The sequence below is a fragment of the Photorhabdus namnaonensis genome (genome assembly GCF_001684335.1).
Lineage (GTDB): Bacteria > Pseudomonadota > Gammaproteobacteria > Enterobacterales > Enterobacteriaceae > Photorhabdus > Photorhabdus namnaonensis.
Window position 1 is genome coordinate 19866 of the sequence record NZ_LOIC01000001.1, and the last position, 14548, is coordinate 34413.

The 14548-nt window shown below is 44.9% G+C and carries 13 protein-coding genes; 4 read left to right on the plus strand and 9 right to left on the minus strand.

The genetic code is table 11. The features are described 5' to 3' along the window. Positions 1-28: 28 nt before the first annotated feature. Complete coding sequence (locus tag Phpb_RS00130; RefSeq protein ID WP_036780131.1) at positions 29-859, minus strand: MIP/aquaporin family protein; 831 nt, start codon at positions 857-859, stop codon at positions 29-31. Between the two features lie 303 nt (positions 860-1162). Here Phpb_RS00130 and zapB point away from each other — a divergent pair, with 303 nt between their 5' ends. Continuing rightward, positions 1163-1405: a septal ring assembly protein ZapB gene (gene zapB / locus Phpb_RS00135; protein ID WP_065388638.1), complete on the plus strand. Its 243-nt coding sequence runs from the start codon at positions 1163-1165 to the stop codon at positions 1403-1405. A 68-nt stretch (positions 1406-1473) separates the two neighbouring features. On the opposite strand, the gene rraA is transcribed toward zapB, so the two are convergent. The 7 genes from rraA to priA form a co-directional block, all read right to left on the minus strand. Further along, positions 1474-1983: a ribonuclease E activity regulator RraA gene (gene rraA / locus Phpb_RS00140; RefSeq protein ID WP_065388639.1), complete on the minus strand. Its 510-nt coding sequence runs from the start codon at positions 1981-1983 to the stop codon at positions 1474-1476. Between the two features lie 146 nt (positions 1984-2129). Further along, on the minus strand, positions 2130-3047 hold the full coding sequence (locus Phpb_RS00145; protein ID WP_065388664.1) for a 1,4-dihydroxy-2-naphthoate polyprenyltransferase: 918 nt from the start codon (positions 3045-3047) through the stop codon (positions 2130-2132). A 95-nt stretch (positions 3048-3142) separates the two neighbouring features. Further along, a complete protein-coding gene (gene hslU / locus Phpb_RS00150; protein WP_065388640.1) occupies positions 3143-4474 on the minus strand; it encodes an ATP-dependent protease ATPase subunit HslU in 1332 nt (443 codons plus the stop codon). Between the two features lie 11 nt (positions 4475-4485). Further along, positions 4486-5016: an ATP-dependent protease subunit HslV gene (hslV, locus tag Phpb_RS00155; protein ID WP_065388641.1), complete on the minus strand. Its 531-nt coding sequence runs from the start codon at positions 5014-5016 to the stop codon at positions 4486-4488. Positions 5017-5140: 124 nt separating this feature from the next. After that, on the minus strand, positions 5141-5968 hold the full coding sequence (gene ftsN / locus Phpb_RS00160; protein WP_065388642.1) for a cell division protein FtsN: 828 nt from the start codon (positions 5966-5968) through the stop codon (positions 5141-5143). 69 nt (positions 5969-6037) lie between these two features. Further along, entirely contained in the window at positions 6038-7066 is a 1029-nt protein-coding gene (gene cytR, locus Phpb_RS00165; RefSeq protein ID WP_065388643.1) for a DNA-binding transcriptional regulator CytR, read from the minus strand. Between the two features lie 326 nt (positions 7067-7392). Next, entirely contained in the window at positions 7393-9591 is a 2199-nt protein-coding gene (gene priA, locus Phpb_RS00170) for a primosomal protein N' (RefSeq protein ID WP_065388644.1), read from the minus strand. 220 nt (positions 9592-9811) lie between these two features. On the opposite strand from priA, the gene rpmE reads away from it, so the two are divergent. Further along, positions 9812-10027 (plus strand): 50S ribosomal protein L31, encoded by a 216-nt coding sequence (gene rpmE / locus Phpb_RS00175; protein ID WP_036780114.1) that lies wholly within the window; start codon positions 9812-9814, stop codon positions 10025-10027. 128 nt (positions 10028-10155) lie between these two features. Here the strand turns inward: rpmE and metJ are convergent, their stop codons facing one another. After that, a complete protein-coding gene (gene metJ / locus Phpb_RS00180) occupies positions 10156-10473 on the minus strand; it encodes a met regulon transcriptional regulator MetJ (protein WP_036780112.1) in 318 nt (105 codons plus the stop codon). 298 nt (positions 10474-10771) lie between these two features. Here metJ and metB point away from each other — a divergent pair, with 298 nt between their 5' ends. Further along, the gene (metB, locus tag Phpb_RS00185) at positions 10772-11932 is read left to right on the plus strand and encodes a cystathionine gamma-synthase (RefSeq protein WP_065388645.1); all 1161 of its coding nucleotides are present in this window, start codon (positions 10772-10774) and stop codon (positions 11930-11932) included. A 2-nt stretch (positions 11933-11934) separates the two neighbouring features. Then, complete coding sequence (locus tag Phpb_RS00190; protein ID WP_065388646.1) at positions 11935-14370, plus strand: bifunctional aspartate kinase/homoserine dehydrogenase II; 2436 nt, start codon at positions 11935-11937, stop codon at positions 14368-14370. The last annotated feature ends 178 nt before the right edge of the window (positions 14371-14548 follow it).

Sequence of the window (14548 nt, forward strand, 5' to 3'; positions counted from 1 at the left end):
TAATAACCTGTTCTGGTAATACTCTACTCTAGGCTCTCTTTTTCTTCTGATCTTCAGTTTTATGAACATCAGAGGGTAAATGGCGACCAATAAGTTTGCGGTAGCCAAATGCTCCGACAATACCGCCGATAATGGGTGCGGTCAGAGTAACCAGACAGTAAGGGATTTCACGTCCACCTGTCAGGGCAATATCTCCCCAACCCGCTAGATAAGCAATTAATTTGGGGCCAAAGTCACGGGCCGGGTTCAGCGCGAAACCGGTTAATGGGCCGAATGCACCTCCGATAACGGCAACTACAATACCAATCAGTAACGGAGCTAGAGGACCGCGAGGAATACCGTTACCATCGTCAGTTAGTGACAGAATTAAACAGACCAGAATAGCGGCAATGATAACTTCTATCATAAAAGCTTGAGAAATGGACAGTGACGCCATTGGATAAGTAGAGAATACACCCGCTGTAAACAAGCTTTCAGGAGTACCGCGAACGATATTATGTACCTGTTCGTAATCAAGGAATACGCTGTAGTACATCATGTAAATGAGAGCGGCAGCGATAAAGCCACCAATCATCTGGGCAATAATAAAAGGGATAACTTTTTTGCCATCAAAACGGGCAAACAACCATAAGGCAATTGTCACCGCTGGGTTAAGGTGAGCACCGGAAACACCTGCGGTAAGATAAACAGCCAACGCAACGCTCATACCCCAAATAATACTGATTTCCCATAAACCTAATTGTGCGCCGGCAATACGTGCAGCGGCAACACAGCCTACGCCAAGGAAAACCAATAGTGCGGTACCAAGAAGCTCAGCGATACATTGTCCGGTTAATGTCGTGCTAGTGGTTTGGCTCATATGTTCTATCCTACGAAGAAGATTTTAGAGGGGTAGTTATTATTGTCGCCTTCCAGCATTGAAAGGAGGAAAATGTAAATTTATCGTTAATGCGCGGAAACGAGAAATAGCGAAATTGAAATGTGTGTGTTGTGTCAACAAAATGAGCGAATCCGCATTTATCCGCTATTTTGCTAAAAATTAAAGTGTGAGACACTTTGAGGTTTTTATTTGGTAGTTATTTTTCATGTGTTGGGGATGTTGCTAGACAGGGGCGCGTTGGCTACATACAATCAGACAATTGCTTATAAGGGGGAACCGAGAATGTCATTTGAAGTTTTTGAAAAGCTGGAAGCCAAGGTTCAGCAGGCGATTGATACTATTACCCTGCTACAAATGGAAATTGAAGAATTAAAAGAAAAAAACCGATCTTTGTCTCAGGAAATTCAGAATGCCGCTAGCAGCCGTGAGTCCCTGACTCATGAGAATGAGCAATTAAAGCAAGAGCAACAAGTATGGCAAGAACGTTTGCGTGCTTTGTTGGGCAAAATGGAAGATGTTCAGTAATTACAAATTTCCAGCAGACAAATAAGGGCGATCTAAAAAATCGCCCTTAATTCTATTATACGTTGTCATCAGATGATCTCATCTTCTCCACTCTCATCAAGTCCCAGTGGCTCTTCGGACAAAATGATACCGGTGTTGTCGGCATACAAATAATCGCCAGAGAAGAAGGTGACACCACCGAAATTCACCCGGATATCGCTTGAACCGGTTCCTTCATCACGACAACCAGCAGGAATAGCGGCTATAGCTTGAATACCGAGGTCGAATTCTGCTAGCTGGTCAACCTGACGTACAGCACCGTAAACAACAATGCCTTCCCATCCATTTTGCACGGCGAGTTGTGCCAGCTCAGCGTCAATTAATGCTTGGCGTACAGAACCACCACCATCTACCAGTAAAATGCGTCCATGACCGTTCTCTTCAAGCAGGTCGTAAAGTAACCCGTTGTCTTCAAAGCATTTAACCGTGATGATTTGACCACCAAATGAAGTACGCCCGCCAAAATTGGAGAACATAGGTTCTACCACATTTACTTCTTCTTGATAGATGTCACAAAGCTCGGAAGTATCATATTTCATAGGATTTACGTCTGGTTAAGGTATGGAACAGTAAGTATATCCCTTTCAGGTCGATGTTAGCAAAATCATCAATTATTAAATTGATATTGTTAACAGGTATAGAATGATTAAGTTCAACTTCCCCGGAAAAGCAGCACAAATGCTGTCTAGTTAAAAATAAGACCAATTGAAAATAGAATATTAGTCAGTAATGCCGCTTTAACCATCTGCCCCAACATTGGACGCATTCCCTCTGGTGTGGGTTCATTAAGTACATACCACATATGTGTGAACAACCAAGGCAGAACGAGCAGGAACAGCCAGCCTGACCAGCCAGACGAGTTTTGTACGGTGAATAATGCCAAGCAAAGTATTGCTGTGATTATTAAACAGCCGTGATAGTAACGGGCTTTTTTAGGGCCGAGGCGGACAGCTAGGGTGTTTTTGCCATGCCGTTTGTCATCTTCGATATCACGCAAATTATTGATATTTAAAACAGCAGTAGAGAGGAGACCACTGGCTGTAGCCGGGAGTATGACAACCGAGTCAAAAAAACCTGCTTGAAGATAATAAGTACCGGCAACACTTAACCAGCCAAAGAAAATCAGGACTGAAATATCGCCAAGCCCCATATAGCCATAAGGCTTTGCGCCAACGGTATAGGTAATTGCGGCAATAATTGCTAGCAGGCCAAGTACCAGAAAACCGAATATATCGCCGGGTTCTTCACAGGCAACGGCAATCAAGGCACCACCAGACAGGCAAGCTAGCAGGACAATAATCTTCAGCGCTTTTTTCATCTGTGAGGCGGTAATAATGCCTTTTTGCATACCACGTAGTGGCCCGATACGCTTTTCAGTATCACTACCTTTGATAACATCACCGTAATCATTGGCGAGATTGGACAGAATTTGCAGTATGGCTGCTGTTAATAGCGCCAGTAAAGCAACCGGTAGCTTGAAATGCCCTGTCCAGGCAGCGAGCGCTGAACCAGTAATAATGGCTGCAAGGGCGAGCGGCAGCGTTTTAGGACGCAAACTTTCCAGCCATGCTTGAGTTTGACTAATGGAGGTTGATGAGTTCATTTCTGCGTTCACTTACTCCTGTAAATTTATAAAAAACAAATGGGAGGCAAGCCTCCCATCATTAATTACAGTGGATCAGGAATCGTATACACCGATTATAGGATAAAGCGGCTCAGATCTTCATCTGCAACCAGTTCATCTAGATGCTGTTTAACATAGTCGGCATCAATGTTAACTGACTGACCTTGGCGCTCGCTGGCTTCGAAGGAGATATCTTCCATCAATCGTTCAAGTACAGTATGCAGGCGACGAGCACCGATATTTTCGGTTGATTCATTTACCTGCCATGCTGATTCAGCGATTTTGCTGATACCATCAGTCGTGAAACTGATGTTCATTCCTTCTGTTGCCATAAGAGCTTTATATTGTTCTGTCAGAGATGCACTTGGTTCAGTCAGAATACGCTCAAAATCTTCTGTGGTTAATGCTTGTAGTTCCACGCGGATTGGCAAACGCCCTTGTAATTCAGGGATCAGATCGGAAGGGCTGGCAACCTGGAATGCACCTGAGGCGATAAACAGGATGTGGTCTGTTTTTACCATGCCGTGTTTAGTGGATACCGTACAGCCTTCCACCAGTGGCAACAGATCACGCTGAACACCTTCACGGGAAACATCAGGGCCTGAAGTTTGACCGCGTTTACAAATTTTGTCGATTTCATCAATGAAGACAATACCGTGTTGTTCAACGGAATCAATGGCTTGCTGTTTTAATTCTTCCGGGTTCACCAGTTTAGAGGCTTCTTCTTCGACTAGTAGTTTGAAAGCATCTTTGATTTTTAGCTTACGAGATTTGTGTTTCTGACCAGCAAGGTTTTGGAACATAGATTGCAACTGATTCGTCATCTCTTCCATGCCCGGAGGCGCCATGATCTCGACGCCTACAGGTGTGGTGGCAACATCAATCTCGATTTCTTTATCATCCAGTTGACCTTCGCGTAGTTTTTTACGGAATGCCTGGCGTGCGGCTGATGGTTCGACTTGCGTCTCTGTTTGTCCCCAGTTATTTTTTGCTGGTGGGATCAGGACATCAAGAATACGCTCTTCTGCCAGTTCTTCTGCCCGATAACGGTTTTGTTCGATGGATTGCAGGCGAACCATTTTAACTGCGGCATCGGTCAGATCACGGATGATAGAGTCGACTTCTTTACCAACATAGCCAACTTCGGTGAATTTTGTCGCTTCGACTTTGATAAATGGCGCATTTGCCAGTTTTGCCAAGCGACGGGCTATTTCGGTTTTACCTACCCCAGTTGGGCCAATCATCAGGATATTTTTAGGCGTTACTTCGTAGCGCAGCGTTTCATCTAGCTGCATACGACGCCAGCGGTTACGGAGTGCGATAGCTACAGCGCGTTTCGCTTTGTCCTGACCAATAATGTGTTTGTCAAGTTCGCTGACAATTTCGCGTGGAGTCATTTCAGACATACTATCTACCCTTACGCTTTTGAAGGAAGTTCTTCGAAGTTGTGATTATGGTTAGTGTAAATACAGATATCACCGGCAATTGTTAGCGCTTTTTCTGCGATTTGTCTGGCGCTGAGGTCAGTATTTTCCAGCATTGCCCGTGCGGCGGACTGTGCATATGGGCCACCGGAACCAATGGCAATCAGGTCATTTTCTGGCTGAACAACATCGCCGCTACCTGTAATGATTAGAGAGGCATTTTCATCTGCGACTGCCAGCAGTGCTTCCAGTTTGCGTAGCATGCGATCAGTGCGCCAGTCTTTAGCAAGCTCAACCGCAGCCTTGGTTAGATGTCCTTGGTGCATTTCAAGTTTACGTTCAAACAGTTCAAACAGAGTAAAAGCGTCTGCTGTACCGCCGGCAAAACCCGCGATTACTTTGTCATTATAGAGGCGGCGAACTTTACGGACATTGCCTTTCATGACGGTATTACCCATCGTCGCCTGTCCATCACCACCGATTACGACTTGGCCATTACGGCGAACACTTACGATTGTAGTCACGAGTAAGCCCTTGGTTACAAAAATAGATAAATGTGACGCACGGTACTTTCGACAGTATATACGGCTATCGAAAATACCGTGTGCACGGTGTTTAGCAGTATAGATGGGGGAGAATTATAATTTTTCAACCCCCAGTAACACGGAGAAGGCAACCTGATACGCCAACGCCTTTCAGGCGCTCCCGCATTTTTTCTGCGGTGTTTTTACTGTAGGGGCCAAGAACAACACGATGCCAGCCGTCTCCCGTTGTGATCTGACTCTCAATACCTGCAAATGCCAGATTGGCCCGTACTGATTCAGCTTGGTCCATATTGCGGAATGAACCACATTGCAAAATCATACGCTGTGCCTTCTCTACGGGTTTAGGTTTACCGGTTTCGGCTGGTGGTAGCGTTTGTGGCCGAACTGTCTGAGTCTGCATTGGTTGTTGTGGTAACGTTTGTTGAGGCTGTGGTTGCGGCTTTGTTTCCAGCGGTTGTTGTGTTTCCGCTGATGGTTTGATGATCACTTGTGAACGTGGCACTTGAACACCATTGTATGGCACTTCTGGCAGCGAAGTCGCCGGTTGGCGCATATCTGCTTGCATTTGTTCAAGTAACTGCCGTTGCTCGGCGGTTAGCTGAGTTTGTGAATTGATTTGCCCCCCGGATGAGGGCTCACGTGGTGTCTCGATACCAACGGGACGATTTTCCAATTCTTTGATATAGCGCCAGCGCTCTTCCGGTTTTGGCGGTAACCCACCGTTTTGCTGAGAATGTTTTGGCACGACTTCTGGTTCGCTTTTTTGTTTATTGTGGGTAATAAAGTAAAGACCACCAATGAAGATAACGACTAATGCTACCGCGACGGCCAGCGTTGCTTTTGGCAGCCCTTGGGATTGGTATTTTTTCTTATCGGTATTTTTACGGCGGGTGTTTGAACGCCCGCGACTCACATAATCTCGTTGTGCCACTGTCTAATTCGCTGAGTAATTTAAATAAAAGAAAATAAACGATATGTTACTTAACCTGCGGTTATTTGCCTAGCTTTTAGGCGAACAGGTGCTTTGCCGAATAATTAATTCCGATTCCAGTAACTGGGAACCGCCAGATGTTGTGTGGCCCTGGATTTGAGCTAGCAACAGTAACATTGCCTTGTGGCCGATTTGATAACGGGGTTGTCCAACGGTTGTCAATGGCGGATCGCTGTACATGGCGAGACTTAAGTTATCAAACCCAATGATTGATAAATCTTCCGGTATTTTTAAGCCCATTCTTTTAGCCTGCCATATCACGCCAATCGCCATAACATCGCTGTGGCAGAAGATGGCGGTAGGAGGATCTAGCAGAGAGAGTAATTGTTCGGTTAACTTTGCGCCGCTTTCATGGGTAAAATTACCTTGCACAATATAATCTTCCCGAATTGTTCCTCCAGAGCGACGCTGGGCTTGGATATATCCTTGAAGGCGATAGCGGCAAATCGGTATGTTTTCTGGACCGGAGAGGCAAGCAATGCGTTTATGTCCCAATGTTTGCAAATAATGAGTGGCATTGAATGCGGCGGTCAGATTATCAATATGAATAGTCGGTAGCTCTAGCTCTGGTGCAAATTCGTTCGCCATTACCATAGGTGGTAGGTTTTTTTGCTCTTCTTTGCTGGCATCAAATGGGATATTAGAACCCAGTAACAATAGACCATCAATTTGTTTGGTGACAATCAGGTTGAGAAACGCGTGTTCCTGTTTTTGCTGATGTTGGCAATCACCGATTAAAACCAGATAGCCATGTTGTGCCGCTGTCTCTTCAATGCCGCAAATCACATCAGTGAAAAAGGGATCGCTGATATTTGGTACTATCACTAAAATAGTTTTTGACTCACCGCGTTTAAGATTACGGGATAAGTTACTTGGGTAATAACCTACAGCCAGTACAGCTTGTTCCACTTTTTGTCGGGTCTGGGAAGAAACTTTCTCCGGATTCATGAGTGTTCTTGATACTGTTGCGGTAGAAACGCCAGCCACTTCAGCGACATCTTTCATTGTTGCGGAGGTGCCATTCTTTTTCTGCTCCAAAACTCACTCCTCATTTCCTGACGGGTTAGTTAAATGATTGTCAATTTCTGGTTGCCGGGAAACCGTCAGTGACTTTAAGAAAAGTAATGACATGCGGTTTAAGGTTATGACAATGTTATTAAGGGATCATTCTAAACAGTTTGGCAAATTCATTTATTCCTTAGTTTGTAAAAAAGTGTGATATAAATCATTTATTCGATATGGCTCGCAAATTAGTGAATAATTTTTCATTGATTACTGATTGTCAGGTGCGATTTTTTAAATAGTAAATAAGAGTATGTTTAATCTGCTCAGGTTATGTGTTTTAAAATAGAGGCAATTAATCGCTAACTGTCTGTTGGATCAACATCGATATTCCATTTCACTTTTCGAATTTGCGGTAAAGTTGTTATTTGTGGATAAACCATCGCCATGATTTTTTGTAAAAAAGTTCTGGATGGATGTTGAATTAATAGTTGCCAACGATAACGACCGCTTCTTTTTGACTGTAGTGCAGGAACCGGACCCATGATCCATAAGTTATCATCCCGCAAAGGATGATGTTCGAAAAGTAGGCGCAATTGCTGTAAAAAAGCAGGTGCTTGCTGATTATCGTGATCTTCTGACCGCAAGATAATATGGCTGGTAAATGGCGGCAAAAACACACTTTTGCGCTCATCCATAGCTTGAATAGCGAAAGCGTCGTAGCCTTTATTGAGCAAAATTTGCAGTAATGGATGGTCAGGATGATGAGTTTGAAGAACCACTTCGCCTCGTTTACCTGCTCGGCCAGCCCGACCTGAAACCTGTGTATAAAGTTGTGCGAAACGTTCCGCCGCTCGAAAATCTGCTGAAAACAGGGCACCATCAACATCGAGTAAAGCGACCAGTGTGACATCAGGAAAATGGTGTCCTTTTGCCAACATTTGGGTGCCAATCAATATACGGGCATTTCCGGTGTGAATGTCAGCCAGTTGTTGTTCCAGTGTTCCTTTGCGGCTAGTGGTATCTCTGTCAATGCGGGTAATGGGTATATCAGGAAATAGGGCTGAAATACCGTCTTCAAGCTGTTCTGTGCCAAGGCCAATAGGTTGAAGATGGGTAGAACCGCATTGCGGGCACTGGCGGGGAACGGGGCGTTGGCTGTCACAATAATGGCAACGTAACTGACGATGGTATTGATGCAGTGTGTAATAATGGTCACAGCGTTGACATTCTGCAATCCAGCCACATTCGTGGCAGAGTAAGGCAGGTGAGTAACCGCGGCGGTTAAGGAAAAGTATGACCTGATTATTGGCTTGTAGATGCTCTTCAATACGCTTTATTAGTGGTTGAGATAACCCGATTTTAAGTGGTAAACCTTTTAAGTCCAACAGATGTTGAGTCGCTGGTTGAGCATGGCCTGCTCGTTTGGATAATGTCAGCGAGCGGTATTTGCCTTGTTGCACATTGTAAAGTGTTTCCAGTGCTGGAGTCGCAGAACCCATGATCACCGGGATATTCTCTTTTTTTGCTCTGAATACCGCTAGATCACGGGCATGATAACGCCAGCCCTCCTGTTGCTTATAAGAACTGTCATGTTCTTCATCAATAATGATGATGCCAAGACAGGCGAAAGGGGTAAATAGGGCTGAGCGTGTGCCGATGACAATTGCGTTTTCACCCTGCTGCGCCCGTAGCCATACAGCAAGGCGTTCACTGTCATTCAGGGCTGAATGAAGAACATCAACCGGGGCGTTGAAACGTTCGCGGAAACGACGAATGGTTTGTGGTGTCAGGCCAATTTCCGGTACAAGTATCAGTGCTTGTTTACCTTGCGCCAGAATATTTTCTAATACACTGAGATAAACTTCTGTTTTACCTGATCCGGTGATGCCCGCCAGTAGCCAGGGAGAGAATTGCTGGTCTTCTGCACGGATAGCACCAACCGCGGTGGCTTGTTCAGTATTTAATTTCAGGCGTTCGCCGGTGATTTGGAAGTGATTTCTCCAGTTCTCAGATTCAGGTTGCACAGGGTATAAATCGATAAGTAACTTTTTTTTGAGCGCCTGAAAAGCGCTTTCGCTTAGTTCTAGTTCTGTAATCTGATGGCGATATATGGCTTTACGACGTAGGGTTGCCAGTACCTGCTGCTGTTTTGGTGAGCGTTTCAGTTGTGTCAGCGGTAATTCAGCGCCTGTTGGAGTGATTTGCCATTGCCATAATGGGGCTGATTTCGCGGGTTTTCCCTGACGAAGTAGTACCGGCAATGCATGGAACAGGACTTCACCGATGGGGTAATGGTAATAGCTGGATGCCCAGAGTAATAGCTGCCAAAGATTTTCTGAAAATAAGGAGCGAGTATCAAGAATAGATTCTATGGTTTTCAGTTGTTCTGCTGGAATATCACTGTTGTCAGCTATCCCGGTAACGATACCAATAGCTTTACGTTTGCCAAAAGGGACTGTTACCCGCATTCCTGCAACGGGTAATTGACTTTCTGCGGGCAACAGATAGTCAAAAGAGCGGGTAAGAGGGACAGGCAGAGCAACCTGAACGACAACCATAAAATTATTCCGTAAAATCAAAGGGTAAGTTAGAATATAATCAAAAATTGGTTATAGAGTACCATAGGTGTTGAGTGGATTTCATTGCGAGATAGGCAGATCTTCTGTATGATCCGCCGCCTTTGGTACGGAAGATACCAAACTCATTTTATCAACACGACGTGTGGTGTCTGGCGGCAACAGGGCTGGATAGCGACACGGCCTTAACAGAGGTTATCCCATGAAAAAAGGTATTCATCCTAAATATGAAGAAGTTACTGCAACCTGTTCTTGCGGTAATGTAATGCAAATCAGATCTACCGTTGGTCACGCTCTGAACTTGGACGTATGCGGCCAATGTCACCCATTCTATACGGGTAAACAACGTGATGTTGCTACTGGTGGTCGTGTTGATCGCTTTAAGAAACGTTTCAACGTTCCAGGTGTCAGCAAATAATTGCAGAATTGTGCCTGTCTGTAATGACAAGCCAACTGGTACTAACGCCCGATGTTTTGCATCGGGCGTTTTGTATTTTAGCCATATAAAAAATCCCTGAATTTCTACAGGAGTTTTTTGCGCTACTATCAATATTCCCAGGTATCGGGATCAATACCTAATTCCCGCATGATCTTTTTGGCAGCCTCTGGGATTTCATCATTACGCTCTTTGCGTAAATCAGCATCATCGGGCAGCGGTTGCCCAGTAAATGCGTGCAGGAATGCTTCACACAGCAATTCACTGTTAGTTGCGTGACGCAGGTTATTTACCTGGCGACGGGTGCGTTCGTCAGTGAGGATCCTCAACACTTTCAAAGGGATTGAAACTGTGATTTTTTTCACCTGTTCGCTTTTTTTGCCATGTTCAGCATAAGGGCTGACATATTCACCGTTCCACTCAGCCATGGGGTACCTTAAATAGTCGTAAAATCATAAAATTAAGCCAGATAACAACACCAGCTTTCGTTGTAACATATTGTCATTTTATCGTGATTTCCTTATCAATTATACAGTTATAGTATATGCGATAAACTAATGGCTATTAATAAATAAAGAACAAACAAAGCAGTATTAGTTATGATGAATAATTTTCCTATCGTTTAATCTAACCGTAAAGAGGTTTAGATGTCTAGATGTATTGACGTCTATTGTGCTAGCGGATATTCTTCTCTGATTCAATTTATGACAGACAGTGGTAGCTGATATGACACGCAAATCGGCAACAATAGCAGTTCGCAATGGGCTGAATAATGATGAGCAGTATGGCTGTGTTGTTCCACCTATTTATCTTTCCAGTACATATAATTTTACAGATTTTAATCAGCCAAGGACGCATGATTATTCCCGCAGGAGTAATCCAGGCCGCGATATGGTGCAACGGGCGTTAGCTGAGTTGGAGGGAGGAGCGGGTGCTATCATGACCAGCAGCGGAATGTCAGCTATTCATCTGTTATGCACGGTTTTCCTTAAGCCTGGCGATCTGTTGGTTGCTCCTCATGACTGTTATGGCGGTAGCTACCGCTTGTTTGATAGCCTGAGTCAACGTGGTGCTTATGATGTGGCTTTTGTCGATCAGAGTGATGAACAGGCATTAAAGCAAGTATTGTCCAAAAAACCAAAGTTGGTCTTGATTGAAACGCCCAGTAATCCTTTATTACGTATTGTCGATATTGCCCATATATGCCAGCTTTCCCATGAGGTAGGTGCGACAGTTGTTGTTGATAACACGTTCCTGAGCCCGGTATTACAGAAACCTCTGGAGTTGGGGGCAGATCTGGTTGTGCATTCCTGTACTAAATATCTTAACGGACATTCTGATGTGATTGCTGGAGCTATTATTGCAAAGGATGAAGAGGTTGCAACGGAACTCGCTTGGTGGGCGAATAATATTGGTGTAACCGGCGCTGCGTTTGATAGTTACTTGTTATTGCGTGGCATGCGGACTTTATCGCCACGGGTCTTGTTACAGCAAAAGAATGCATTGGAGATTGTCGATTATCTTCAACATCAACCGTTAGTGAAAAAACTTTTTTATCCAGCTTTGAAGGATCATCCAGGGCATGAAATTGCTTGTAAACAACAATTTGGTTTTGGCGCAATGATAAGCTTTGAGTTAGACGGTAATGAACAGGCGATACGTCGTTTCCTGTCTGAGTTAAAGTTATTTACTTTGGCGGAATCATTGGGCGGGGTGGAAACCTTAATTTCCCATACGGCTACCATGACTCACGCTGGAATGTCAGCACATGCGAGGGTGGAAGCGGGGATTACGGATTCACTATTGCGTGTTTCTGTGGGTATTGAAGATAGTCAGGATTTAATCGCTGATTTAGAAAATGCATTTCAGGCAGTAGTAAAGGAGTGACCATGAGTGCACTGGCAGTTGCAACGGCGGAAAATGGCCGCCAATTACATAAGTTTGGTGGAAGCAGTCTCGCGGATGTGAAATGTTATCAACGGGTAGCCAAGATTATGGCTAATTACAGCCAACCCGGTGATTTAATGGTGGTATCCGCAGCAGGCAGCACGACTAATCAGTTAATTAATTGGCTTAAACTTAGCCAGAACGACCGTATTTCTGCCCACCAGGTACAGCAGGTTCTGCGCCGTTATCAGCAGGATCTGATTAGAGGTTTATTACCTGAAACTGTTGCTGAAGAGTTGGTGAAGCGTTTTATTGCCGATCTTGAAAAGTTAAGCACATTACTGGATAAACCGGTTAGTGATGTGACTTACGCAGAAGTGGTGGGACACGGAGAGATCTGGTCCGCACGTTTGATGTCAGCCGTGCTTGAAGACCAGGGTATTCCTAGCGCTTGGGTGGATGCTCGTCAGTTTTTACGTGCAGAGCGAGCGGCTCAACCACAAATCGACGTTACCCTTTCCCAGCCGTTGTTAAATCAGTTGTTAACTCAAAATCTAAATAAGCGACTGGTCGTGACCGGTTTTATCTCCAGTAATCATGATGGAGAAACGGTTTTATTGGGGCGGAATGGCAGTGACTATTCTGCAACTCAAGTCGGGGCTTTGGCAGGGGCGAGACGAGTAACCATCTGGAGTGATGTTGCTGGTGTGTACAGCGCTGATCCGAGAAAAGTTAAAGATGCCTGTTTGTTGCCGCTATTGCGTTTGGATGAAGCCAGCGAGCTTGCCCGTCTTGCCGCGCCTGTACTGCATACCCGTACCTTACAGCCTGTTTCCATCAGTGATATTGATTTGCTATTACGTTGCAGCTACCAGCCGGAACAAGGCTCAACGCGTATTGAAAGAGTTTTAGCTTCTGGAACTGGCGCAAAAATTGTTACTAGCCATGATGATGTTTGCCTGATTGAGTTGCACGTGGCTGCTCATCATGATTTTAAACAGATATACAAAGACATTGATCTGTTATTAAAACGGGAACAAATTCGTCCATTGGCAACAGGTATCCATCCAGACTGTAATTTGATTCAGCTCTGTTACACTTCGGAAGTGGTGAATAGTGCGCTGGGTGTGCTGGAAGATGCTGCGCTTCCGGGGAGATTTTCCCTACGAGAAGGTCTGGCGCTGGTGGCTTTGGTTGGTGCTGGTGTATGCAAGAACCCATTACATTGCCACCGTTTTTATCAGCAACTTAAAGATCAGCCGGTAGAGTTTATCTGGCATGCGGAAGATGGCATCAGTCTTGTCGCTGTGCTGCGGACCAATCAGACTGAACATGTGATTCAGGGGCTGCATCAGAGTTTGTTCCGTGCTGAAAAGCGGATTGGTCTAATTTTGTTTGGTAAAGGAAATATTGGCTCCCGTTGGTTGGAGTTATTCGCTCGTGAGCAGAAAAATATTTCGGCTCGCAGTGATTTTGAATTTATTCTGGCTGGTGTGGTGGATAGTCATCGGAGCTTACTCGACTATCAAGGGATTGATGCGAGTCGAGCATTAGCTTTTTTTGATGATGAAGCGACAGAATATGATGTTGATGCATTATTTCTGTGGATGCGAGCGCACCCTTATGACGATCTGGTGATCTTGGATGTGACCGCTAGTGAAGAACTAGCTCGATGTTACAGAGATTTCGCCAGCTATGGTTTCCATGTTATCAGCGCCAATAAAATTGCGGGTGCTTCCAGTAGCAGCGACTATCGCCTTATTCGTGACGCATTTGCTAAAACAGGTCGTCATTGGTTTTACAATGCGACAGTTGGCGCGGGTTTACCGATCAACCATACAGTGAGAGATTTACGGGAGAGTGGCGATACCATTTTGTCCATTAGCGGCATTTTCTCCGGTACATTATCTTGGCTGTTTCTGCAATTTGATGGTTCAGTACCATTTAGTGATTTAGTCGAACAGGCGTGGCAACAGGGATTGACAGAACCTGATCCGCGTATTGATCTGTCTGGTCAGGATGTGATGCGTAAATTGATTATCCTTGCCCGTGAAGCAGGGTATGAGATTGAGCCAGAGCAGGTGCGTGTTGAGTCACTGGTCCCGAAAGAAGCAGCATCAGGTTCTATTGAACAGTTCTTTGATAACAGCAGTGTGATCAATGAGCAAATGGTGCAACGATTAGCTGCGGCGCAGGAAATGGGCATGGTGTTACGTTATGTCGCTCGTTTTAATGCGAATGGTAAGGCAAAAGTGGGTGTTGAGGCGGTGCGTCCTGATCACCCATTGGCTTCCTTGCTACCGTGTGACAACGTGTTTGCGATTGAGAGCCGTTGGTATCGCGATAATCCGTTGGTGATCCGCGGGCCAGGGGCGGGTCGTGATGTGACTGCCGGAGCGATTCAGTCGGATCTTAACTGTTTGTCACAACGGCTTTAAGTTTTATAACCTTCATTGATTGATCAAATGTGATTTCCTTCGCTTGATATTTGAGGTAACGATAGGGTGGATGTCCTGAACAGGGCATCTTTCCTCATCTTTGCTTTAGGCATCGATCTGCCAAGCCGATATAAACAAAGTTAAAAATTCCTTGATGAATTTTTTTCCGATTCAGGGT

Bases quoted from the DNA above. Each gene is read 5' to 3' on its own strand.
- Phpb_RS00130 (WP_036780131.1), bottom strand. From the start codon at position 859: ATGAGCCAAACCACTAGCACGACATTAACCGGACAATGTATCGCTGAG.
- zapB (WP_065388638.1), top strand. From the start codon at position 1,163: ATGTCATTTGAAGTTTTTGAAAAGCTGGAAGCCAAGGTTCAGCAGGCG.
- rraA (WP_065388639.1), bottom strand. From the start codon at position 1,983: ATGAAATATGATACTTCCGAGCTTTGTGACATCTATCAAGAAGAAGTA.
- Phpb_RS00145 (WP_065388664.1), bottom strand. From the start codon at position 3,047: ATGAACTCATCAACCTCCATTAGTCAAACTCAAGCATGGCTGGAAAGT.
- hslU (WP_065388640.1), bottom strand. From the start codon at position 4,474: ATGTCTGAAATGACTCCACGCGAAATTGTCAGCGAACTTGACAAACAC.
- priA (WP_065388644.1), bottom strand. From the start codon at position 9,591: ATGGTTGTCGTTCAGGTTGCTCTGCCTGTCCCTCTTACCCGCTCTTTT.
- rpmE (WP_036780114.1), top strand. From the start codon at position 9,812: ATGAAAAAAGGTATTCATCCTAAATATGAAGAAGTTACTGCAACCTGT.
- metJ (WP_036780112.1), bottom strand. From the start codon at position 10,473: ATGGCTGAGTGGAACGGTGAATATGTCAGCCCTTATGCTGAACATGGC.
- metB (WP_065388645.1), top strand. From the start codon at position 10,772: ATGACACGCAAATCGGCAACAATAGCAGTTCGCAATGGGCTGAATAAT.
- Phpb_RS00190 (WP_065388646.1), top strand. From the start codon at position 11,935: ATGAGTGCACTGGCAGTTGCAACGGCGGAAAATGGCCGCCAATTACAT.